The sequence below is a fragment of the Candidatus Brocadiaceae bacterium genome (assembly GCA_012728835.1).
Taxonomy (GTDB): domain Bacteria; phylum Planctomycetota; class Brocadiia; order SM23-32; family SM23-32; genus JAAYEJ01.
This window is the reverse complement of the sequence record JAAYEJ010000035.1, coordinates 1-23,022: the sequence shown is the minus strand read 5'-3', so window position 1 is coordinate 23,022 and position 23,022 is coordinate 1. Positions and strand designations below refer to the sequence as shown.

Annotated in this window: 21 protein-coding genes and 1 tRNA gene; 3 read left to right on the top strand and 19 right to left on the bottom strand. The window is 69.1% G+C overall.

Annotation, left to right across the window (positions count from 1 at the left end; genetic code table 11):
- Positions 1–383: hypothetical protein (locus GXY85_05500; GenBank protein ID NLW50285.1), on the bottom strand; the 383-nt coding region annotated here is incomplete at its 3' end.
- 198 nt (positions 384–581) lie between these two features.
- On the opposite strand from GXY85_05500, the gene GXY85_05495 reads away from it, so the two are divergent.
- On the top strand, positions 582–2,534 hold the full coding sequence (locus GXY85_05495) for a hypothetical protein (GenBank protein ID NLW50284.1): 1,953 nt from the start codon (positions 582–584) through the stop codon (positions 2,532–2,534).
- Here the strand turns inward: GXY85_05495 and hydE are convergent.
- From hydE to GXY85_05425, 14 genes are all read right to left on the bottom strand, one after another.
- Complete coding sequence (gene hydE, locus GXY85_05490; protein ID NLW50283.1) at positions 2,513–3,571, bottom strand: [FeFe] hydrogenase H-cluster radical SAM maturase HydE; 1,059 nt, start codon at positions 3,569–3,571, stop codon at positions 2,513–2,515. The genes GXY85_05495 and hydE overlap by 22 nt on opposite strands.
- 99 nt (positions 3,572–3,670) lie before the next feature.
- Complete coding sequence (gene hydG / locus GXY85_05485; protein ID NLW50282.1) at positions 3,671–5,089, bottom strand: [FeFe] hydrogenase H-cluster radical SAM maturase HydG; 1,419 nt, start codon at positions 5,087–5,089, stop codon at positions 3,671–3,673.
- Between the two features lie 57 nt (positions 5,090–5,146).
- Positions 5,147–5,581: a response regulator gene (locus tag GXY85_05480; GenBank protein ID NLW50281.1), complete on the bottom strand. Its 435-nt coding sequence runs from the start codon at positions 5,579–5,581 to the stop codon at positions 5,147–5,149.
- Positions 5,582–5,614: 33 nt separating this feature from the next.
- Positions 5,615–7,387, bottom strand: a complete 1,773-nt coding sequence (locus tag GXY85_05475) for a 2Fe-2S iron-sulfur cluster binding domain-containing protein (protein ID NLW50280.1) — start codon at positions 7,385–7,387, stop codon at positions 5,615–5,617.
- A gap of 21 nt (positions 7,388–7,408) precedes the next feature.
- Positions 7,409–10,453 carry an NADH-quinone oxidoreductase subunit NuoF gene (nuoF, locus tag GXY85_05470; protein ID NLW50279.1) on the bottom strand — a complete coding sequence of 1,015 codons (3,045 nt, stop codon included), beginning with the start codon at positions 10,451–10,453 and terminating at the stop codon, positions 7,409–7,411.
- A gap of 24 nt (positions 10,454–10,477) precedes the next feature.
- Positions 10,478–10,849 (bottom strand): (2Fe-2S) ferredoxin domain-containing protein, encoded by a 372-nt coding sequence (locus tag GXY85_05465; GenBank protein NLW50278.1) that lies wholly within the window; start codon positions 10,847–10,849, stop codon positions 10,478–10,480.
- Complete coding sequence (gene nuoE, locus GXY85_05460; protein NLW50277.1) at positions 10,843–11,382, bottom strand: NADH-quinone oxidoreductase subunit NuoE; 540 nt, start codon at positions 11,380–11,382, stop codon at positions 10,843–10,845. Before nuoE ends, GXY85_05465 begins: the two co-directional genes overlap by 7 nt.
- Positions 11,383–11,412: 30 nt before the next feature.
- Positions 11,413–11,958, bottom strand: coding sequence for an ATP-binding protein (locus tag GXY85_05455; protein ID NLW50276.1), 546 nt, complete (start codon positions 11,956–11,958; stop codon positions 11,413–11,415).
- On the bottom strand, positions 11,951–12,700 hold the full coding sequence (locus GXY85_05450) for a PHP domain-containing protein (protein ID NLW50275.1): 750 nt from the start codon (positions 12,698–12,700) through the stop codon (positions 11,951–11,953). The genes GXY85_05455 and GXY85_05450 overlap by 8 nt, the downstream gene beginning before the upstream one ends.
- Positions 12,697–13,035, bottom strand: coding sequence for a serine kinase (locus tag GXY85_05445; protein NLW50274.1), 339 nt, complete (start codon positions 13,033–13,035; stop codon positions 12,697–12,699). The genes GXY85_05450 and GXY85_05445 overlap by 4 nt, the downstream gene beginning before the upstream one ends.
- 11 nt (positions 13,036–13,046) lie before the next feature.
- Positions 13,047–14,609, bottom strand: a complete 1,563-nt coding sequence (locus tag GXY85_05440) for a 4Fe-4S binding protein (GenBank protein NLW50273.1) — start codon at positions 14,607–14,609, stop codon at positions 13,047–13,049.
- Positions 14,606–14,947, bottom strand: a complete 342-nt coding sequence (locus tag GXY85_05435; protein NLW50272.1) for a hypothetical protein — start codon at positions 14,945–14,947, stop codon at positions 14,606–14,608. The genes GXY85_05440 and GXY85_05435 overlap by 4 nt, the downstream gene beginning before the upstream one ends.
- A gap of 277 nt (positions 14,948–15,224) precedes the next feature.
- Positions 15,225–16,625 carry a sigma-54-dependent Fis family transcriptional regulator gene (locus GXY85_05430; GenBank protein NLW50271.1) on the bottom strand — a complete coding sequence of 467 codons (1,401 nt, stop codon included), beginning with the start codon at positions 16,623–16,625 and terminating at the stop codon, positions 15,225–15,227.
- The gene (locus tag GXY85_05425) at positions 16,609–18,111 is read right to left on the bottom strand and encodes a PAS domain S-box protein (protein ID NLW50270.1); all 1,503 of its coding nucleotides are present in this window, start codon (positions 18,109–18,111) and stop codon (positions 16,609–16,611) included. Before GXY85_05425 ends, GXY85_05430 begins: the two co-directional genes overlap by 17 nt.
- A gap of 168 nt (positions 18,112–18,279) precedes the next feature.
- Here GXY85_05425 and GXY85_05420 point away from each other — a divergent pair, with 168 nt between their 5' ends.
- A complete protein-coding gene (locus GXY85_05420; protein ID NLW50269.1) occupies positions 18,280–18,972 on the top strand; it encodes a hypothetical protein in 693 nt (230 codons plus the stop codon).
- Positions 18,973–19,097: 125 nt separating this feature from the next.
- The gene (locus GXY85_05415) at positions 19,098–20,294 is read left to right on the top strand and encodes a CapA family protein (GenBank protein ID NLW50268.1); all 1,197 of its coding nucleotides are present in this window, start codon (positions 19,098–19,100) and stop codon (positions 20,292–20,294) included.
- A 13-nt stretch (positions 20,295–20,307) separates the two neighbouring features.
- Here the strand turns inward: GXY85_05415 and GXY85_05410 are convergent, their stop codons facing one another.
- The 4 genes from GXY85_05410 to GXY85_05395 form a co-directional block, all read right to left on the bottom strand.
- A complete protein-coding gene (locus GXY85_05410) occupies positions 20,308–21,324 on the bottom strand; it encodes a DUF3137 domain-containing protein (protein NLW50267.1) in 1,017 nt (338 codons plus the stop codon).
- Positions 21,321–21,890, bottom strand: coding sequence for a LemA family protein (locus tag GXY85_05405; GenBank protein ID NLW50266.1), 570 nt, complete (start codon positions 21,888–21,890; stop codon positions 21,321–21,323). Before GXY85_05405 ends, GXY85_05410 begins: the two co-directional genes overlap by 4 nt.
- A gap of 479 nt (positions 21,891–22,369) precedes the next feature.
- Entirely contained in the window at positions 22,370–22,582 is a 213-nt protein-coding gene (locus tag GXY85_05400) for a four helix bundle protein (GenBank protein NLW50265.1), read from the bottom strand.
- 174 nt (positions 22,583–22,756) lie between these two features.
- A tRNA-Pro gene (locus GXY85_05395) sits at positions 22,757–22,835 on the bottom strand.
- Positions 22,836–23,022 lie beyond the last annotated feature (187 nt).

The window sequence follows — 23,022 nt, the reverse complement described above, 5'->3', positions numbered from 1 at the left end:
GACTTCCCGGGGCCCCGGCTCCCCGAATCCCAGGTCCGACGGGTCGTACGAGCCCGACGGCACGTAGTGGCCTCCGGCCGCGACCGAGCGTGCATCGCGCGCCTCCCCGGCGTTCTTCGTCCAGATGGCAGATCGCCGGATCCCGCCGGCAGGGCGTAGACGGGCGGGGTCCCCCCGTACGTGACCCCTGCCGGGTCCGAATCGCTGTACTGCAGCCGCACCTTTGCTTTGTCCAGCTCCACGCCCCAGCCGATCTCCAGGACGATGGGGATGAACTGGTCTCCCACGCTGGCGTCGTCGAACGTCTGGGCGGCCGCCAGGGCGACGACCGCACTGAGCCCCAGGAACAGCGCCAGCAGGCACACGAACGCGCGCCGCGCCATCCCTGCCTCCCCGTCTCTGCCACCCCTCCGCACATTTTGTACACATATCGCTCCTGCATGTCAAGCCCTTATTTCGCATTCGTGCCGGCCGGACGGGACGCCGCCGGGGTGTGCTGATTGACTCTGCGGGGCGGCGTGTCTATACTCTGCATGGTCTGTTGTCACGAGTCGGGAACCCGCTTCAGAAATGCCTCGCCCATGACATGGCGCGCGTTCTTCATCGGGCTGGCCGCCGTCGCAGGTCTGTGCCTGCTGGTGCCGATCAACGACTTCCGGGTCGGCAACACCTACCTGACGGGCAATCACTTCCCGGTCGGCGTGATCTTCTTCATCGTGCTCCTGGTCCTGCTCGTCAACAGCGTTTTGCGGCTGTTCGGCAGGCGATGGACGTTGAAGCAGTCGGAGCTGATGCTCGTCTGCTCGATGATGCTGGTCGCCTCGACGGTGCCGGCCAGCGGGCTGATGCGGTACTGGTTTCCGATCACGACGTCGGCGCCGTATCTGTCACAGCGCGCGGACCTGTTCTGGGAGGACAGCATACTGGAGCAGGCGCCGGAGGGGGTTCTGCTGAGCAAGATCGGGCGGTCGCCGGTGGCCAAGCGTTTCTACGAGGGCACGCGGCGGGGGGAGGTCGTGCGTGTGCCGTGGGGGCAGTTGACGCCGGTGATCGTCACCTGGGCGGTCTACATCTGGCTGTATTACCTGGCGACGATCTTCCTGTTCAGCATCCTGCGCAAGCAGTGGGTCGACAATGAACGTCTGATCTATGCGGTCGCGCGTGTTCCGCTGGAGTTCACGGAGGGGGCGGGCGAGGATGCCCGCTGGGGGCTGCCGCTGCTCATGCGGAACCGTCCGTTCGTCATCGGGGCGGTCGTGACGATTGCCTTCGGGCTTGTGCGGCTGGCCCCGCTGTTCTTCGACTCGCCGACGGGCTGGCTTCCCGCGCTGCCCGTCAGCCAGTTCATCAGCGGCACGGACTGGGCACGCACGGGGATGCGCAACGGCTACTTCTTCCCGATCGCGATCGGGTTCGCCTTCCTGGTGCCTGCGGACGTCTCCCTGAGCATCTGGCTCTTCTACCTGTTCGGGGTCGGCGAGGTGATGACGTTCTTCTACCTCGGGCGGCCGCTGTCGGGTGGGCCGAGCAGCCCGTTCATGTATTACCAGCAGACGGGCGCGTTCATCGCGTTTGCCGTTTGCATGATCTACATGGCGCGGCGTCACATCTGGCAGGTGATCCGGAAGGCCTTCGGCGCCGGGCGGGACGTCGACGATTCGGCCGAGCCGGTGGGCTACGGCCTGGCCTTCTGGGGGCTGCTGGGGGCCCTGACGGGCATGGTGGTCTGGTACCATCACTTCCAGATGAGCCTCTGGGGCACTCTGCTGCTGCTGGGGCTGCAGTTCACGGTGGTGCTGGTTCATGCCCGGATGGTGGCGCAGGGCGGGTTGTTCTTCACGCAGCAGTCGTGGTCGCCGCCGGAGGTGCTTTTCCAGATGACGGGTGGACGGGCGTTCACGGGGCCTGCGGTGGTTGTGGCCCACGTGCAGCACGCGCTGCTGACGTATGACTCTCGGGAGACCTTCAGCCCGCACGTCGCCAACGCGTTCCGCATCTCGTCGATCTTCCGAAGGGGCCGTCGCTGGCTCGTGCCGATCATCCTGATCACGCTGCTGGTGGCGATGGTGGCCTCCGGGTATTCGACGCTCCGGTGGGTGTACTTCGATCGCGGCGCGCTGAACATCCCCAACATCCACAGCACGAAGGACTATCCGCTGTCGCTGTTCAACCGGGTGCACGCGATGCTTGTGAACCCGACACAGGTGGCCGGCCCGTCGTACGGGGGCATGTTCCTGGGGGCAGGGCTCATGTTCGCCCTGACGATCCTGCGCAGTACGTTCTACTGGTGGCCCATCCATCCGCTCGGGCTGGCGGTGGCGTCTTCGTGGAGCGCCACGCAGCTCTACTTCTCGTTCTTCCTGGGCTGGCTGACGAAGGTGCTGATTCTGAAGTTCGCCGGCGGGCACGTGCTGCGCGGGGCGCGCGCCTTCTTCCTGGGCGTCATCGTCGCCGAGAGCAGCGTGATCGGCATCAGCACGCTCGTGAGCCTGCTGACCAACGTGCGGATCGGCTACATCTTCCTGTCGGGGTAGAAGCGCCGGCGGCGGTGCCCGGGCCCGGTGCCGACCGTTCGGCCCATGCGGGCCAGGCGTTCGCCCCAGCGTTCCTGCCAGGCGTCGGCCGTTTCCACCGACGTGTCTTTGCCCGGGTAGATGCTGTAGGCGGCACGGTAGGCAGGGGGGGTGACGTTCGGCATGACGACGTTCGCGCCGCGCCGAAGCGCCAGCGCCCGGCCGTCCTCGCCGGCAACGGTGCCGAGTGCAGTGGTGCTGGGGATGTTGGCCTCCGGGCAGACGAGCCGCGTCAGCGCCACGACCTTGCACGTCATTTGATCGGTGCACGGCGCCTGTTCGGCGCCGACGTCGGGCGGGCGGACGGCACCGGACCCGAGGGGCGTGGCCGGGTGGGCGACGTAGGGTCCCACGCCGACCATGTCCATGTCCATCTCGCGGAAGATGGCGATGTCCCGGGCCAGGCTCCGATGGGTCTGCCCCGGGATGCCGACCATCACGCCACCGCCGATCTCGTAGCCCAGGCGCTGGAGGCGACGGAGGATGTCGATGCGGTCCGAGACGATCCCGGCGTGGGGCGGATGCAGGAGTTCATACAGGCTGCGGTCCGAGGTCTCGAACCGCAGGAGGTAGCGGTCGGCGCCGGCCTCGCGCCAGGCGGCCAGGTCGTCCTGCGGGCGCTCGCCGAGGCTCAGCGTGACGGCCAGCCTTGTCTCCGCCTTGATCTGCCGGATGACCCTGCTCAGCCGGTCGCGTTCGACGGCGTAGTCCTCGCCGGACTGCATGACCAGCGTTCCGTAGCCCAGCCGGCGGGCTCGGTGCGCGCCGGCCAGCATCTCCTCTTCTGACATGCGGTAGCGCGACACGCCGGGCACCAGCGCGCTGATCCCGCAGTAAGCGCAGCGGCGGACGCAGTGGTTGGAGACTTCCAGCAGGCCGCGCAGATGGACTTCGTCGCCGACGCACGCGGCCCGGACGCCATCGGCGGCGCGCCACAGGTCTTCGAGGCGGGCCTCGTCGTCCTCGCGCAGCCACTGCAGGATGTCGTCCTCGCCCAGCGGGCCCAGGGGCTGCGGGACGGCATTCACTGCGAGGCTCCTCCGGGATCCTGAGCGCGGCGTGTGCGCGTCCTTGCACACGCCGGGGCACGGCGCCGGTCAGACGTAGACGTCGCGTTCGCCGCCGTTGACGCGCTCGACGAGGTCGGCAGCGATGCGGCGCTGCTTCTCGGCCATCTCCTGAAGGGTCCGGGCCACGAGGCGCTCGCCCACGGCGCGCGTCTCCGGCTGCGCGTAGTCGGCCAGGTATTCGGACAGCGTGGAGAGCGCATTGGGCTCGCAGCAGTATTTGATGTGGCCGGGCCTGGCGTGCCCCATGAAGTCCTCGCCCGTGCGGCCGATGCGGTAACAGGCGGTGCAGAAGCTGGGGATGTAGCCGTCCTCGAGCAGTTCCCGCATGATCTCGTCCAGCGATCGGATGTCTCCCAGGGAGAACTGCTCGCGCTCCATCACCTGGGCGTCTCCGACCTCGGTGTAGCCGCCGATCTCGATGCGGCTGCCGGCGTCGATCTGCGAGACGCCGAAGGGCATGACCTTCCGACGGAGGGCGGGCTGCTCGCGGGCCGTCAGGATCAGGCCCGTGTAGGGCACCGCCAGGCGCAGGATGGCCACGAGACGCTGGAAATCGGCATCACTGACGATGTGGGCGCTCTCGGAGACGAGGCCGGAGGCCGGGCGAAGGCGCGGGAAACTGATCGTGTGGGGGCCGACGCCGTAGCGATCCTGCAGGTAGCGGGCATGGCTGACCAGTCCCAGCACCTCGAACCGCCAGTCGTAGAGGCCGAAGAGCGCTCCGATGCCCATATCGTCCAGGCCGGCCTCAAAGGCCCGGCTCAGGGCGTCCTGGCGCCAGAGGTAGTCGCCCTTGCGCGTGTGCGGCGGGTGCAGGGCGGCGTAGGTTGCGTGATGGTATGTCTCCTGGAACACCTGGTAGGTGCCGATGCCGGCCTCTTTCATGACGCGATAGCCGTCGTCGTCGAGGGGTGCGGCGTTGATGTTTACGCGCCGGATCTCCCCGCGCCCCACGCGGGTGTCGTAGACGGTGCGCACGCACTGCGCCATGAACGCGGCATCGTAGTCGGGGTGCTCCCCCCAGACGAGGATCAGGCGCTTTTGTCCCTTGTTGACCAGGGCCTCGACCTGCGCGCGGATCTCGTTCTGCGACAGTGTGCGGCGGATCGCTTCGGGATTGGAGCGGCGGAACCCGCAGTACAGGCAGTCGTTGACGCACTTATTGCCTATGTAGAGGGGCGCGAACAGCACGATCCGGTTGCCGTAGATCTCCTGCTTGAGGTTCCGGGCGCCCTCGAAGAGTTCCTCGACCAGTTCGGGCGAGCGCACGCGCAGGAGGACGGCGGCCTCGGCGGGGTCCAGGTCCTGCTTGGACAGGCTTCGGGCGAGGATGTCGCGCACCTGCGCGGGGTCGGGTTCGCCGCCGCGCAGGAGGGTTTCGATCCGGGCGTCGTCGATGAAATCCACGGCGCCGGGGCTGAGGGTCATTGTGGGCAGGGCCGGCATGCCGGGCCTCCTCTTCGTGCACAGCGCCGGGGCTGCGAGGGCGCTGCGGGTGTCATGTCATGGATCCGGTGCCGACGTCTCGGCGCCGGCAGAGCGTGCCAGAAGCTCCTCCACCTTTCGCAGCAGGGCTTCGGGTGCGACGGGCTTGGCCAGGAAGGCGTCGGCGTTCATTGCCGCCAGTTCCTCCGGCGTGCGGGGGGTGAAGTCGAAGCCCCGGCGGCTGGTCAGCGCCGTCACGAGGATGATCGGCGTGCCGGCCAGTTCCGGGTTCCCCTTGATCTGGCGGGACAGGGAGAACCCGGAGTCCAGTCCGGCCATCATCACGTCGGCCACCACCAGATGGGGCTTTTCGGCCCGGATCCTGGCCAGCGCATCGTCCGGGTCGGTGCAGCAGGCGACGCGGTACCCCCGGGAACTCAGAACGACTTCCACGACGTCCAGGAACGGCACATTGTCGTCCACCACCATGATGAGCGGCGGCTGGTGCCTCATCCTCGCCTCCCGATACGAGCCGCCCGCCTGCGGTCAGACTCGCGTGCGGGCCGTGTAGTGCGTGTGCAGAAGGTGATGGGCCTTTTCGCTGAGGGGAGCGGACAGGAACTCCTTGTAGATCTGCTGGATCGCCGGGTTCTCGTGCGACTTGCGGAGTTCCTTCCCTTCATCTTCGCGGTAGATGGCGGCGATGCGCGCCCGGCGCACGTCGTCGCTCACCATGCGGGGCTGGCCGCCGCCGCCGATGCATCCGCCGGGGCAGGTCATGATCTCGACGAAGTGGTAGGCGGCGGGGTTCTGTCGGACGTGCTCGATGGCGCGCCGTGCGTTGCCCAGTCCGTGGGCCACGGCGACGTTCAGTGTCACACCTTCCAGGAAACTCCACTCGGGCAGGGTGCCGTCAATCACGACGGACGCCTCCTTGACGCCCTCGAGTCCGGCGATCGGTTCGACGTGCAGGTTCTCGAACGGCAGCGGCCGGCCGGTCACCAGTTCATAGGCGGTTCTCAGGGCCGCCTCCATCACGCCGCCGGTATTGGCGAAGATATCCGCCGCACCCGACGAGAGCCCGAGCGGGGAATCCATCTCGCCGTCGGGAAGCGAGCCGAATTCGATGCCGGCCTGCTTGATCATGCGCCCCAGTTCGCGGGTCGTCAGGACGACGTCGACGTCCTGCACGCCGCTGTCCCGCATCTCGGGCCGGCTGACTTCGAACTTCTTGGCCGTGCAGGGCATGACGGACACGACGACCATGTCCTCGGGGGCGCATCCGATCTTCTCGGCATAGTACGTCTTGGCCACCGCGCCGAACATCTGCTGCGGGGACTTGGCCGTCGAGAGGTGCGCGAGCATGTCCGGCCAGTAGTGTTCGAGGTACTTCACCCAGCCGGGGGAGCAGCTCGTGAACATGGGCAGGGCCACGTCCTGCTTCTCAAGCAGCGCCGCCCGCAGCCGCGTGAGCAGCTCCGTTCCCTCTTCCATGATGGTCAGGTCTGCGGTGAAGTTCGTGTCGAAGACGGCGTCGAACCCGAGCCGGCGCAGGGCGGTCACCATCTTGCCCGTCACCAGGGTGCCCGGGGGATAGCCGAAGCACTCGCCGAGCGCCGCGCGGATGGCCGGGGCGGTCTGCACGACGACGTGCTTGGCCGGGTCGTCGAGGGCGCGCCAGACGTCGTCGATCTGATCGTGCTCGTTGATGGCACCCACGGGACAGACGGCCGAGCACTGGCCGCACTGGACGCAGACGACGTCGTCCAGGCTGGAGGCGAAGGCCGGGCCGATGACGGTGTCGAAGCCGCGGCCCTGCGGCCAGAGGGCGCCGATGCCCTGCACCTCCGAGCACATCGTGACGCACCGCCGGCAGTGGATGCACTTGGCGGCATCGCGGGTGAGGGCCGGCGTGCTCTCGTCCACGATCCGGGTCCTCTTGGCGCCGGGATAGCGGATCGTGTCGACGCCGAGGCTCCGCGCCACCGCCTGCAGCTCGCAGTCGTCGCTGCGATGGCAGGTCTGGCAGTCGCCCTCATGGTCGGAGAGGAGCAGTTCGACCACCGTGCGCCGGGCATTGCGCACACGGCGGGTGTTGGTTCGGACGACCATGCCGTCCGAGACGGGCATGACGCAAGAGGCCACCAGCGCCTTGGCGCCCTCCACCTCCACCACACAGACGCGGCAGGCGCCGACGGAGTGCACGCCGTCGAGGTGACACAGGGTGGGGATGGCGACCCCAACCGAGCGGGCCGCATCGAGGATCGTCGTCCCGGCAGGAACGTCCGTCCGGATACTGTCGATTGTGATCGTCGGCATGACGGGTGAGTCTCCCTTCGTTTATTCCTCGGCCCGGTAGTCGCACCGCAGGCAGCGCGCCGCTTCGCGTCGGGCGACCGCCTCCGACCAGACCAGCTCGATTTCCTGGAAATTGCCCTTCCGCCGGCTCACGTCCAGCGTCTTGGCCCGGGCCCGTGCCGTCGGCTCGGGATCGGCGTCGGGGTCGAAGTACGTGTCCACGTCCAAGGGCTCGCGCCAGAAGGCATGCTCCTGGCCGGTCAGGTAGCCGTCCATGCCGACGGCCGCGCGTTCGCCCGCGCCGATCGCCTCCACCACGCTGGCGGGGCCGGTGCCGGAGTCTCCGCCGGCGAAGAGCCACGGCACGGACGTCCGGCCCGTCCGTCTGTCCGCCGCGATGTACCCGGAGGGCGTCGTTTCGATCTCCAGGCCGTTGAGCATCTCCACGGGCAGCGCCTGCCCGACGGCGACGATCACCTGGTCGCACTCGACGGCGAAGTGCCCGTCGTCGGAGGGAACCGGCCGGCGGCGTCCGCTGCGGTCGAACTCGCCGAGCACCATCCGGGCACACCGGACGCCCTGGACGCGACCGTTCGAGACGACCATCTCGACGGGGTTCACCAGCGTTTCCAGGCGGACGCCCTCGCGTTCGGCCTCCAGGACCTCCTCCTCGTAGGCGGGCATCTCCGCCCGCGTGCGCCGGTAGAGGATCTTCACCGACTCGGCCCCGAGCCGAAGGGCCGTGCGGGCTGCGTCCACGGCCGCATTGCCGCCGCCGACGACGGCCACGTTGCGTCCCACGGACGCCACGCCGGTCACGTTGTAGTCTCGAAGGAAGGTCAGGGCGTCGGTCACTCCTGCGGCATCCGCCCCCGGCAGGTTCAGGCGCTGCCCGGCGGGCGCACCCACGCCGAGGAAGACCGCCTCGCAGCCGTCCTTGCGGAGCTGCTCCAGCGTGAAGTCGACGCCCAGGCGCCTGCCCGTCCGGATGTCCACACCCATGCGGCGGATCATGTTGATCTCGCGTTCGAGCGCGTTGCGAGGGAGGCGGTAGGCGGGGATGCCCTGGACGAGCAGCCCACCGGGCGTGTCCTCGGCCTCCAGGACCAGGGGCCGGTATCCCATGCGGGCCAGGAAGTAGGCGCACGAGAGGCCGGCCGGCCCGGCGCCGATGACGGCGACCTTGCGGGCGGCGTTATCGGCGTTCTCGCGGACCTCCGGGGTCTGGATCGTGGCCTCCTGCTCGACCAGGAACCGCTTGAGCCCTCGAACGGCCACCGGCTCGTCGAGCGTGCTGCGGCGGCACTTGGACTCGCAGGGATGGAAGCAGACGCGCGCACAGACGGACGCGAACGGGTTGCGTTCCCGATGCAGGCGCAGGGCCTCCGCGTAGCGTCCCTCGGCGATGAGTGACACGTAGCCGGGCACGTTGACGCCGGCTGGGCAGGCGTTCTGGCACGGGGCGCGCACGAGTTCGGCGCACGTCCCGGCCGGGCAGCGCTTGTCGCGGATGTGGGCCTCGTATTCGTCGCGGAAGTGGCGGATCGTCGAGAGCACGGGGTTCGGCGCGGTCTGGCCGAGGCCGCAGAGCGCGGTGTCCTTGATCGTCTGCCCCAGTTCCTGGAGCTTCTCGATGTCGCCCTCTTCGCCGCGGCCTTCGCAGATGCGCGTGAGAATCTCGAGCATGCGTTTGGTCCCGACCCGGCAGGGCGTGCACTTGCCGCACGACTCGTCCTGCACGAAGTCCAGGAAGAAGCGGGCCACGTCGACCATGCACGTGTCCTCGTCCATGATGACCAGGCCGCCGGAGCCCATGATGGCGCCCAGCTCGGTCAGGGTTTCATAGTCGACCGGGACGTTCAGGTGCTGGCGGGGGATGCAGCCGCCGGACGGCCCGCCGACCTGGGCGGCTTTGAACTGCTTTCCGCCGGGCACGCCGCCGCCGATATCGTAGATGATCTCGCCCAGGGGGGTTCCGATGGGCACCTCGACCAGACCCGTGTTGTTGACGGCGCCGGCCAGGGCGAAGACCTTCGTGCCCTTGCTCTTCTCCGTGCCCATGGAGGCGAACCAGTCGGCCCCCTTGAGCAGGATGACGGGCACGTTGGCGTAGGTTTCCACGTTGTTGAGCAGGCTGGGCAGGCCCCAGAGGCCCTTCTGCGCGGGGAACGGAGGCCGCGGGCGGGGTTCCCCGCGGTTGCCCTCGATGGAGGTCATCAGGGCTGTCTCCTCGCCGCAGACGAAGGCGCCGGAGCCCATGCGGATCTCCACGTCGAAGTCGAACCCGGTGCCCAGGATGTCCTTGCCCAGCAGGCCGTAGGCACGGGCCTGCTCGATGGCCTTCCCGAGCCGCTCCACGGCCAGCGGGTATTCGGCCCGCACGTAGGCGTAGCCCTGCGAGGCGCCGACGGCGTAGGCGGCCAGCGCCATGCCTTCGAGGACGCTGTGCGGATCGCCTTCCAGGACGCTGCGGTCCATGAACGCGCCCGGGTCGCCCTCGTCGCCGTTGCAGACGACGAACTTCGGCTCGCCGGGGGCCTTGCGGGTCAACTCCCACTTCAGCCCGGTGCTGAAGCCTGCGCCGCCGCGGCCGCGCAGCCCGGAGCGCTTGACCTCGGCGACGACCTGGTCGGGGGCCATCTCCGTCAGGGCGCGGCTCAGGGCGGCGTAGCCGTCGCGCGCCACGTATTCCTCGATGCGCTGCGGGTCGATGACGCCGCAGTTGCGCAGGACGACCTTGACCTGCCGCTGGAAGAACGGGACGTCCTGCAGGCTGCGCACGCGCTCTCCGACCGCCGCGCCGCGCGCGGTCAGGCGCTCGACGACGCGGCCCTTGAGCAGGTGCTCCTCGGCGATCTCCAGGGCGTCCTCGGGCGTCAGCCGTTCGTAGAAGACGCCTTCGGGGTAGACCACGGCGACGGGCCCGACGGCACAGGGCCCGAGGCATCCCGTCTCGATGACCTTGCACTCGGGCGCCAGCCCCAGATCCTCGATCACCTCCCGCAGGGCGGCCACCACCTCCAGGGCGCCGGATGCGATGCATCCCGAGCCGGTGCAGACCAGAATGTGCGTGCGAGTGTAGTCCATGGGTTCTGCCCTTCCCCCGGTCTTCTATGTCCTGACAGTGAAATCGGCAACGGGTTGGCCGCCGACGATGTGTTCCAGCACGACCTGACGAACCTTGTCCGCCGTCAGACGCCCGTAGCAGACGGATCGCCCGGAGGCGTCCTCCACGGTCATCATCGGTTCCTGCTGGCAGAGGCCCGCACAACCGGAGCGGTGGATCGTGACGTTCTCGGCGCCGGCGGACGCCAGTTCCTCCATCAGGCACACGAGGATGTCGGAGGCGCCGGCGGCGATGCCGCAGGTGCCCATGTGGACGGTCACGCGCACGTCCCTGGCCCCGGCCCGCAGTTGCTGCTCCCGCACGGAGCGCTCACGCAGGGCGGCCAGGTCTTTGGGGTTCCGGATGCGTTCTACCATGGTTCTTCTCCTGTCGGCGCCGCGGCGGCGGGCTCGCGGTACTGGTCCAGTATCTCCTGCACCTTCAGGGCGCGCACCCTATGGTGCACCGTCTCGTCGATCATGATAGCCGGCGCCAGGCCGCAGGCGCCGAAGCAGCGGGCGACCTCCAGGGTGAACTGCCGGTCCGGCGTCGTCTCGCCCACGTCGATGCCCAGGGCGTCCTTGAGCGCCTCCAGCACCCTCTTGCCGCCGCGCACGTAGCAGGCGGTGCCCAGGCAGACGCGGATCAGGTGCTTGCCCCGCGGCTGCGTGGCGAAGAAGGAGTAGAACCCGGCCACGCCGGCCACCTCGCTGTATGACTTGCCGAAGGCCAGGCTGACGCGCTTGAGGGCCGCCTCGGGCAGATAGCCGAAGATGCCTTGCGCGATCTGCAGGACGGGGATCAGGGCGCCCGGCCTGCCCGCGTACTCCGCGATCGTCTCGTCCAGCCGGGCCAGGAGCTCGTCCTGCGATGGCTCCCCGTCACATCGACATTGACATTCGTCGCACATGTACGGCTCCCTTCCTGGGTGCATGAACGCTCAGGGCAACAACTCGAGGGTCGCGATGGCCTGCCGGGTCCGTTCCGCCACGGCGCGGGCGACGGCCAGCCCGGCCCGATCCCCGGGCGACAGGGACTGCAGCACGTCCCGCACGCAGACGGTCACCCGGCGCGGGACGACGGCAAAGGTACACCAGAGTTTCAGATCGGGATTCGTGCACACGACGGCCGAGACCATTCCGGCCACGTCGCCCAGCGGCGGCCGGTCCACGTGGCTCAGCCCGAGGACCGCCTCCACGGCCAGCCCGCCCAGCCTGGAGCGGGAGAGTTCCAGACCGCCGCCGGCCTGGATGGCCGCCTCGCGGAACAGGCTCAGCCCCAGGCCGATGCGCTTCCCCTTCTTGGTGGTGTAGAAGGGGTCAAACACGACGTGCTCGGGCACGTCCAGCCCCGGCCCGTTGTCCTCGATGGAGATCGCCAACCGGTCCGCCTCCACGTCCTGCGCAATCACGACCCGGACCTCCGATGCGCCGGCCCGGATCGAGTTCTCGATGATGTCCAGGATGTGCAGGCTCAGGTCACGCACGCCCGACCTCCCGTCCCGCACGGGCCTGTAGCGCCAGGGCCAGTTCGGCGAAGCTCGGCTCGGCCGCCCGCAGCATGGTGCAGGCCGCGCCGATCTCCTCCAGCGAGTGGCTGTCGGAGCCGAACAGGATCGGCAGCTCCAGGGCGGCGAACTCCGCTTCCCGCCCGCGCCTGGCGCCCGCCGCCGAGATCTCGATCGCATCGAAGCGGACGTCCGCCGGCATCATGCCCAACTGCGCCGGCACGCTGAACGACGGCCGGTCCACGTGCGCCGCCACGGCCAGGCCGCCATGACGGCGCACCACGTCCACCGCGTCCGAGAGGGACAGGGCGGAGGCGGCCGAGAGCAGCGCGTCGTCCAGACCGCAGCAGACGCCGTCCGGCGTCATCAGCCGCTGGGCGCCGAAGCCGCGGCGTGGAACGCCGCGGCGAAGGGCGTCGGCGTGCGGCAGGGCGGCCCGGACCTCGGCGGCCGCGCGTTCGGCGGCCTCGGGGCACGGGAACAGGCCGACGACGTGCGCTTCTTCGGCGGTGGTGATCTCCATGCCGGCGAGGACGACGGGCGAAGGACCGGCTGCAGCCTGAATGGCCGCCGTGTTACCCGCTGCGTTGTGGTCACAGATGGCGATCATCTCCAGTCCCGCCCGCTGGGCCGCCTCCACGATGGCCGGCGGCGTCATCTCATCGTCCGCGCACGCGGAGAGCGCCGAGTGGATGTGCAGATCGATCCGGAATATCCTCACCCGACGTGTCCCCGAAGGCCCTCGGCATAGAGCGCGCCGACGACGTCGAACGTCGACCGGGACGCGCTGAACAGGGCGATTCCTTCCTCGGTGGCCTTGCGCCGCAGGGCCTCGTCCGGCAGGCGACCGGCGGCGAAGATCACGGCGGCCAGTTCGCAGTGGGAGGCCACGGCGATCACGTTCATGTGCACCTGGATGGTCACCAGCACGCCGCCGGCGGGTGCGTTGGCCAGCACGTCGCTCAGCAGGTCGGACGAATGCCCGCCGGCAACGTCGGGCCCGGCCTCCAGGTCCAGGTCCGGCGTCAGGCAGTTCAAGCACAGCTTCTCGGCCATCTCACGAAGTTTCACTCGGCGTCCTCCCGTGGGGCGACGTAGTTGTGGCAACCGTTGATCGTGGCGCGCCCGAGCACGACGTCTTCGGCGAACGTCGTGCAGTCGGGGGCTCCGCACGCTCCGCAGTTCCGTCCCGGCAGGGAACGGGCCAGTTCCTCAATCTGCGCCAGCTTTGCGATGGCGCGATCCATGTCGGGGTCCAGCCGTACGCCTTCCCGGGGTTCCAGGGCCCGGGGGCGGGGCACGGCCGCCGCGCGCGCCCGGAAGCTGTCGGCCACGTGCAGCCAGCGGTGCCGCGCCACGAAGGGGTCCTCCCACAGCAGCGGCGAGCCGAAGCACCCCAACTCGCAGGCGTAGGGCTCCACCAGGGTCAGGTCGCCGTACAGGCCCGTCTCGATGCCGTCCAGGAGCCTCATCACGTGGTGCATGCCGGCGATCTGCAGGACGTCCGGCGAGGGGGCCTCGTGCGGCGGGGCGGCCCAGCGCGGCGCGGGCGCCGGCCCTGCGGTTCTGGCCAGGATGGGGCTGAGTGCCCGTCGGACGGCTGCCGGCGAGGTGAGCCGCAGCGACGGCGCCGCGGCCCCCGCCACGGCGGTGCAGTGCGCCGGGCAGAGCGGGATGAACCAGCCCTCGCCCCGCGTGGAGTGGACCACCGCCTCCAGGGGCGGCAGGAAGGGGGCGACGTGGGGTATGAGCGAGGGGAATCGCACCTGGATGAGGTTCACGACGGCGGGGCAGGTCGGCGAGATGACCGGCCGGGCGGCCGCCTCGCGGCTCGCCCACTCCAGGCAGGCCTCGCGCAGGGCGCGCCGCGCCGCCGAAGCGACAACGACCTGGCCGAACCCGATCTCGCGCAACGCGTCCACGACGTCCTCCGGGGTGGCGCTGTCGCCGAACTGCACCATGAAGGCGACCGGCACGATGATCGTGCCGGTCGGGCGGGCCGGCAGCGCGTCGGGCACGTCGACCGTGATGGCGCCGGACGGGCAGGCCCGCGCACAGTTGGTGCAGTCCGTGCAGAGGTGGCTCAGCACCTGCGGGCCGTCGCGGTGCACGCGCACGGCCCGCGTCGGGCAGGCCTGGAGGCACCGGAGGCAGTGCGTGCAGGCCTCGCCGACGATCCGCAGGCTGTTGCGCTCCCACCGGACGCCCTCCCGCTGGCGCATGGTCACGCTGAAGCGCACGCGTGTGCCGTGGCCCACGGTGGACTCGATGCTGAACGCGTCCGAGTTCTTCCTGATATTGGGCAGGCCCATGCCGGCGCCGAATCCGAGTTCGCGGATGGCGGGCGGCGCGGTCGAGTAGCCGTCCCGCATGGCCAGCTCGATGTCGGGGATCCCGGGCCCTCGGTCGTCCACTTCGACGTCCACCTGGTGGTTGTGCATCCGGACGCACATCAGCGCGGAATGCGCATGGATGACGACGTTCATCTCGGCCTCGTAGGCAGCGATGACGGCCCGCCGGATCGCCGCCGGCTCGGCCCCGATGCGCTTGAGCGCCTCTTTCAGGCCGCTGGCGGCGGTGCCGCCCCGCTCGAAGTCGCCGCCCTTGATCTTGTAGCAGGCCCTGCTCATGCCTCGTCCTTCAGGGCCCGGTAGAGCCGGCCGCACGTCTCGAACATGTCGCACGGGGAGACCAGAAGCACGAGCCCCTGCTGCTCGGCCGTCTTCTTCATCACGGGCTCGACCTCCATGCCGCCCACCAGGCAGATCGCCGGCACGTCCATCAGTTCCGCCACCCGCAGGAGCGACGGCCCCACCAGGTTCGTCACCAGCAGGCAACTGCTCGATGCCTGGGCCAGCAGGTCGCTGATGCGATCGCCGGCGCACACCCCGTCGATGCTCACCTCCAGGGTGGCCTCGCCGCTCACGATGCGGGCGCCGATCCGTTCCGACAGGTCTTGGATTCTCATGGGCGTGCAATCACGCAGAAGAGGTTCCGTGTCGGCCGTTCAGACGAGCAAACGTCATGCCGTGCCGGCTCGCCCGCCGGGGGTGTCTTAACACCTGGCAAGGAAGCATGTTGCGACGGGCGGCGGAAGGAGGGGGTGAGGGTCGGGCCGGGGCGGCGTCGCACCATCGAAAGCGGGGGCGCGGGCCGGACGCCCCCTCTGAGGGCCGGGGCGACGCCCGAGAGGGCGCATGGGCACAGATCCCCCGCGGGAGATCTGCCCACAGGCCGGCGGGCGGTCACTCCTGGTAGTCCTGGCGGCGCAGGCCGTACTGCCGCATCCGCTCGTAGAGTGCGCGCCGCGAGATGCCCAGGGCGCGCGCCACGGCGCTGACCTCCCCGTCGTGCTCGCGGAGGGCCGACTCGATGACGACGCGTTCGGTCTGCTCCAGGGCCTCGCGCAGGCGTCCGGGGCCGGGCGGCAGGGAGAGCAGCCGCCGGCCCTCGCCGAGGTCGGAGACCATGAACGGGCCGGCGACGCCGTCGCAGGCCGTGATGACCATGCGTTCGACGGCGTGCTTCAGCTCGCGGACGTTGCCCGGCCACTGGTGCCCGACCATGGCCTGCAGGGCGGAATCGGGGATTGTGGGCAGGGGGCAGTTGTGCGCCTCGGAGGCCGCCCGGGCGAAGGCCGCCACCAGGAGCGGGATGTCCTCGGCGCGCTCGCGCAGCGGCGGCACGTGGATGGTCAGCACCACGAGGCGGTGATGGAAGTCCTCCCGGATGCGGCCCTCACGCACGTGCTCGTGCAGGTCGACCTTCGAGGTGGCCAGGAGGCGGATGTTGACACGGCGCGGTTCGTCCATACCCAGCGGGTAGACCAGGCCGTCCTCCAGCACCCGCAGGAGCCCCACCTGTGCGCGCTCCGAGAGGCTCTCGATCTCGTCCAGGAGGAGCGTTCCGCCCGAGGCGGCGACCAGCTTGCCGTCGCGGCCGCGGTCGGCGCCGGTGAAGGCGCCCCGCGCATGGCCGAACAGCTCGCTCTCGACCATGGACTCGGGCAACGCGCCGGCATTGACCGGCACGAACGGTCCCTCGCGGCGCCCGCTCAGTTCGTGGACGGCCCGGGCGACCAGCTCCTTGCCCACGCCCGTCTCGCCCACGATGAGCACCTGGGCGTCGGAGCCGGCGGCGACCTCGATCTGCTGGAAGAGTCTTCCCATCAGGGGGCTGCGGCCGACCATGCCGAACCGCCCTTCCTCCTCCGGGGCCAGGTCCAGCAGGCGCCGACGCAGGCGCTCGCCCTCATGGCGCAGGAGCGTCTTCTCGACGGCGCGGCCCACGCACGCCAGCAGCACGGCGTCCTCGAAGGGCTTCTCCACGAAGTCGTAGGCCCCCGCCTTGAGGCAGCGCACGGCCATCGGCACGTCGCCGTGCCCGGTGATCAGGATGACGGGCGGCCCGGAGCGCCGGAGCACCTCGGCCAGGAACTCCTCGCCGCCCATGCCCGGCATCTTCACGTCCACGACCGCGCAGGCGGCGGCCCCCAGGCCGGGCCAGGCCAGCGCCACCTCGGCGGCGGCGAACGCCTCCACCTTGTAGCGCCGGAGCCGCAGCATCTGGCCGATCGACGAGCGCGCCGCCTCGTCGTCGTCCACAACGACGACCGTCGTCTCCGCCTCATCACGCGGTGACTGCATCGCGGGCCTCCGTTTTGTCGGACGTCGTCGCCGCAGGCAGGCGCACCGTGAACTTCGCCCCCTTGTCGGGCGTCCCCTCCGCCTCGATCTCCCCCTGATGGTCGCGCACGATGCTCAGGGAGATCGAGAGCCCCAGCCCCGTGCCATGGCCGGCCTTCTTGGTGCTGTAGAAGGGCCGGAACAGCTTCTCGCGGTCGTGGGGCGCAAAGCCGATGCCCGTGTCCTCGATCTCGATCGTGACCGGGCAGTCCGCGCGCGTGTCGACGTAGGATCGCACGCAGAGACGGCGCACGGGCTGCTCCTCGAGTGCCTGGCGGGCGTTCGACAGCAGGTTCAGAAGCACCTGCTCCAGCCGCAGCTTGTCGCCGTGCACGGGGGGCAGCGTGGGGGCCAGTTCCAGCCGCAGCTCCACGTTGGAGAGCCGGAACTGCGGCATCAGGAAGTCCACCGTCTCGCGCACGGATGCGTTGATGTCCATGGGAGCGGGCGTGTGCGAGGTCCGGCGGGCCAGTTCGCGCATCCGGTTGATGATGCGGGCCGCCCGGTCGACCTGGGCCGAGATGAGGCTCAGGTTCTCGTTGACCTCCTCGGTGGTGCCGGCGTTCTCCTCGATCATGTACGTCGCGTTCCGGGCGTAGTTCTTGATGCCCGTGAGGGGCTGGTTCAGCTCGTGCGCAATGGTGGCCGCCATCTCGCCCAACTCCGCCAGCCGCGTCGAATGCACGAGCTGCTCCTCCTGGCGGCGCGTCAGCTCGAACAACTCCCTGCGCCGGCGCTCGGCCTCGTGGCGCTCGGTCGTGTCCAGCACGTTGACCATCACGGCCGGGCGGCCGTCGTAGAGGGTCGGGCAACTGGCGAGTTCCACCCAGAACGCCGCCCCGTCGTTGCGGACGAAGCGGCATTCGTGCACCAGGTCCGGCCGTTCGCCCATGGCGCGCAACCGCAGCAGTTCCCGGACCGACTCCCGGTGGTCCTCCCGGATGATGTCCCAGAGCGACATGCCTCTCATCTGTGCCGGCTCATACCGGAGCATCCGGGCCAGGCGCGTGTTGACGAACAGGATCGTGTCCCCGCGGTAGACCATCACGCCGGCCAGGGAGCCCTCGATCAGCAGCCGGTACTTCTCCTCGGACTGCAGCGCCCTCCGCTGCCCGGCCCGGATCCGCTCGGCCATCGTCCCCACGGTCAGGGCCACGACGGTGAAGAAGGCCATCCGTGCCGGATCCGCCCAGACCGGCCCGACGCCGAGGCCCCGGGCACGCAGAAGAACCATGATCAGACCCAGAGGGATGACCGTCAGGACCCCGCGGCGTCCCCACCAGACGCCGGCCAGGACGATCGGCACGTAGGCGAAGTGATTGTATACGGTGTCCATGCGAAGCACGCGGAGGAAGTAGACCGCCAGCCCTGCGTAAGCCGTCAGCAGGAGCACGAGGACCGCGCCCCGGCCCGGCCGTCTTCTGCCCGAATTCCGGATCGAACTCATGGCATCGCACCCCGCAAGAGGGTCGGCGCAACCATCGTCGCATGTTCACGGCCTTCGTTCCAGCGCATCGGCCAGGCCCGGGACTTGAGCGTGAAGCGCCGGGAGCCGCGGTGTAGAATGGACGGGGCGGTGACGGCACACCGACCGGACGATAGAGGGGAGAAGGCGATGAGGACCTGGATCGCGATGACGGCTGTCGTTGTGGCGATGGCCCTGGTGGGCTGTGAGGCGATCGACGAGTTCATGAACCCGACGCCGACGACGAGGGGAAGCCGCGTCGCCGAGAAGCTGCGCAGCATCCCCCCGCCGAACCCCGCCAACGTGAAGACGGTGACGGTCTACCGCTTCGAGAACAAGACCGGCTTCCCGTACGGACTGTCCATCAGCCACGGGATGACCGACCAACTGATCACAGCTCTTGTGAAGACAGGGCATTTCCGCGTGGTCGAGCGCGCCACTCTGAGCGACGTGATGACCGAGCGAGCCCTGCAGCAGTCGGGCCAGGCCACGGGCGGGGCCGGGGGCACGCAACTGGCCGGCGCCGCCCTGATCTTCGCCGGGGCGGTGACGGAACTCGACGAAGGCAGTGGCGGGACGATCGGTTACGGACGCCGGCACTACGGCCTGGAGGCCCGCCGCGTGACGGCCAGCGTCGGGCTGGACATGCGCATCATCAACGCTGCCGACAGCGTGGTGCTCGACAGCATCGACGTGCGCCGCAAGGTTGCCCAGACCGGCCTGAGCGGACGAGCCCACGGCCTGTACGGCGATTTCGAGATCACGAACGCCATGGACCTGGCGATCCGCGAGACGATCGACGAAGCCGTCTACCAGCTCGTGATGAACTACGGTGCCTTCTGACTCGGTCGTCTGAGTTGCGGCACGGCCGGCGCGGAATGACCGCCCGGCCGTTTCCGCATGCACGTTGACCTGGGCCGGCCCGTCCGCCTGCGCGGTGCGGGCCACCAGAGGGAGGAAGGAACAGCATGGCGACTCTCGGGGCCGTAGGCGACATCGCGTTTCACTCGGGCATCCGCGACTTCCTTCAGGTGGAGGGCATGGACTGGCCCTTTGCCGCCGCACAGCCGGTGCTGGACCGCGCGGACATCCTGTTCGGCAACTTCGAGTTCCCGTTCCTGCCGCCCGATTTCCCCCAGGACCGGCTCGATCCGGCCGCGGCGCTCTCGGTCGTGCCCGGCCCGGAAGGCGCCGCCGCGCTCCGCGAGGCCGGCTTCGACTTCCTGAACCTGGCCGCGAACCACATCCTCGACGCGGGCACGCTCGGCTTCGAACACACCCGGTCCTGCCTGCGCGAGGCGGGCATCTGCACGGGCGGCGTCGGCTTCTCGCAGGAGGAAGCCCGCGGCCTCCAGGTGGTCGAGAGCGGCGGCCTGACCTTCGGCTTCCTCTGCTACGTGGAGGACGGCAACTGGACGCTCGGGGCGACCAACCCCGGCCCGGCCTATTACACGCTCGAGACGGTGCTCGAAGACGTCGAACGGCACAGGGGCGACGTCGACGTGCTGGTCGTGTCCATCCACGCCGACCTCGAGTTCGAGCCCACGCCCGCGCCGGCCCGCATCGCCAACTCGCGGCGCATCGCCGCCGCGGGCGCGCGCATCCTCCTGGAACACCATCCGCACGTGCCGCAGGGGATCGAGATGGTGGACGGCTCGCTGATCGCCTATTCGCTCGGCAACTTCGTCTTCGGCGTGCACACGGACTCCTACGTTGGCCGCCATCTGCCGCACTCAGGGGAGAGCTTCGTGCTCCTGATCGACGTGGACGCCGGCGGCGTGCGCTCCTTCGACCGGGTGCCCTGCCTGATCGGGCAGCCTCCGCTGGAGCGCCCCCGGGTGCTCGAAGGCTCCGAACGCGAGCAACTGGCCGCCTACTACGCCCAGCTTGACGCCTGGCTCCAGGACGAGGCGTTCGTCCGCGAGACGTGGCGCCGGCGCGTCAGGGCCATGCTGTCGACCTACATCCGGCGGGCGGCCGAACGCGACGTGGAGGAGGTGCTGGACGAGCTGGTGGGCCGGATCGCCCTCGTGGCCGAGAACCGAAGCTGGCTGGACGAGGTCATGGCGATGGGCCGGGAGCGCTGGGCGACCGTGGGCGAGCCGGATCCCCACCATCGGCCCAACTACCGCTTCCAGACGCGGAAGGCGCCGGCCGACGAGTAGCGGCGGGGCCGCGCTACTGCTTGGACCAGATGCGGGTGTTCAGGTCCAGATCCTCGACGATGCCGAGTGCGAACTGGAGGTCCCGCAGATACTCCGTCGCCGCCTTCAGGTCCGGCGCACCGCGCAGAAGCCGGGGCTCGAACATGTTGCGTGAACAGGGCACGGCCACGTACACCCTGGAGCCGACGAACGAGAGGGAGATGCGGCAGCCGGCGCGGCGGCGGAACTCGAGGATGCGCTGCATCAGGCTCGTCGAGAGGATGTAGCGGGCCTCGACCTGGTCCTCGCCGTACACGACGAACTCGCGCTCGAACTCCGGATCCTCGAGCTTGACCAGATCCGCGCGCCCGATGCTGAGCCCCTGCAGCTTCTGACCCAGCCAGCCGAACGCCCGCTCCGCCACGTCGGGCAGCACCACCGTGGCCGTGCGGAAGTGCTTGTTGAAGTCGGCTGTGAAGAACAGGCCGCGGAAGATCGTGTGCCAGTGGGTCTGTGTGTGCCCCTTGCTGTCGGTCGAGGTGGTCTTGTACTCGGCGTGCAGCTCGGAGAACTCCACGGCCGTAGCGCCCACCGTGCCCCGCACGCAGTCCTCGCCGCTGTAGCGGTCAATGGAATGCTGGAAGATCCGGCTGCCCCGGAAGACGTCGCGTGGAATGGAGCCTGCCGGCTCATAGTGCAGCCCCGGATCGCAGAACCGGACGATGGCGCCGATCACGCGCTCCTTGAACTCCTTCGTGTAGCGCCGGGAGGCAGCGGACACGCACGCGATGGCAACGATCAGCCCCACGACACCTCCGACGACGAGGAACGGCAGGGCATTCCCGGATGCTCCGGAGAGCCCGGCGGTTACCGCCAGCGCGCCGCCGCCGAGCACCGCGGCCGCGGCGATCGCGCCGGTCTGCAGCACGCGCCTCCGGCGCCCTTCCAGCTCCTCGAGTACCGGACGCAGCTCGGTCCGGTAGAACTGCTCGAACCCCTCGACGGTCACCTCCGTCGCCGTCCGCCCGTCGGTTTCGCCGGTGCCGCTCATGGTTCGCCTCCGTCGGGACCGGCCACCGAGGGCACGGCACGCTCGACGCCCGTTGCCTCGAAGAACCGCCGCGGGCCGAACCCCGTCATGCCGGCCACGACGCTGCTGGGGAACATCTGCACGGCGTTGTTCAGGTCCATGACGGCGGCGTTGAAGGCACGGCGGGCGGCGCTGATCTGCTCCTCCACCTCGTTGAGGGAGCGCTGGAGATGGAGGAAGTTCTCGTTCGCCTTCAGCTCGGGGTAAGCCTCGACGACGGCCATGATGCCGAACAGCAGCTCGCTGATGCGGTTGTTCAGTTCGACGGACCGATCGGTGTGGCCGCTCTCTTTGATGGCCTCGGCGCGCAGGCGCGTGATCTCGCTGAAGACCTCCTTCTCGTGCGTCGCGTAGCCCTTGACGGTCGCCACGAGGTTCGGGATCAGGTCGTAGCGCTTCTTCAGCAGCACGTCGATGGTCGAGAAGGCGCTCTCAACGCGGTTGCGTTTGAACACGAGGCCGTTGTAGAGCAGCACGAAGACGAGTCCGGGCAGCAGCACCACGGCCGCGATGATCCAGATCCACATGGGGTCCTCCCTGGCGACAGGACTGTACTCCGGGGGCAGCATACGCGGCCCGGGCGTCGGAGGCAACCGCCCTGTTCATCTACGCCCGCTGGAGCGTGCGTATTCGAACGGTTGCGGCGGGAGGCAGAGACTGTCGCGGGTTCGCCAAGGCTACGCAGTGTGAGGCACGCTCGTTTGGACCTCCCCAGGAAGCACTCGCGCTGATCGCAGCCGCGTTCACGACCCCGACCACCGCCAACGGCAGAAGGTAGAGAGCAGGAAGGAGACCGCAGAAGAGCGGACTCCGGCCTTGCTGGCGCGCCCTGGCCGTGCCGCCGTTCGTTAGCGTTCTCTACTCTCTCCTGTCTACTGCTCTCCTGCTCTACCGTTCCCGCCGGGCGGCGGGAATGGTCGGGGCGCCTGGCGCTCGTCTGAACCTTCCCAGATACTCCTCGCACCCATCATGGCGCTGTATCTCGATCCGGCGGAGCCGCATATCCTCAGCGGGCGATGCCGAAGAAGTCCCTGCGGTCGGCCTTCGTGAAGCGGCCGTTGCCTTCGGCGATGTTGGCGGGGATGGAGAGGGCGGCACGGTTCAGTTGGTCGGCGAGGAAGCCATGGCCGCCGGGAAGCTGCTCGGTCAGTGCGGCAATCCGGTCAGCAAAGTCAACGGCCTTCTGGTAGACGAGGAGCTTCTCGAAGGCGAAGGGCATTCCGGGCTCCCCGGACAAGGCAGACGACAGAGAGTAGTGAGTGGAAAGGAGACCGCAGGAGAGGGCACTTCATTCGATCGGCGAGGCCCTTGGCGCTGCCCGGCTGTTTGGCCGTTGGCTCTCCTCTCTACTTCCCCCTCTCTCCTGCTCTACCAGCCTCGCCATTGGCGAGGCTGGTCGGGGCGGGCGGATTCGAACCGCCGACCTCTGCGTCCCGAACGCAGCGCTCTAAACCAGACTGAGCCACGCCCCGATCGGCAGGTTCCCCTAATCTAATCCGCCAGAAGGCCCCTGTCAAGCTGAACGACAGCCACTGTCAACCGCAGATAGAAATGTCCGCTATACACGGCAGATAGAAATGTCCGGTTGTTGCCGCAGCTATAAATGCGCGGGCATGTTCTGGTAGCCTTGGCGCCAGGGGTGGTCCGGCGCTGGACGTC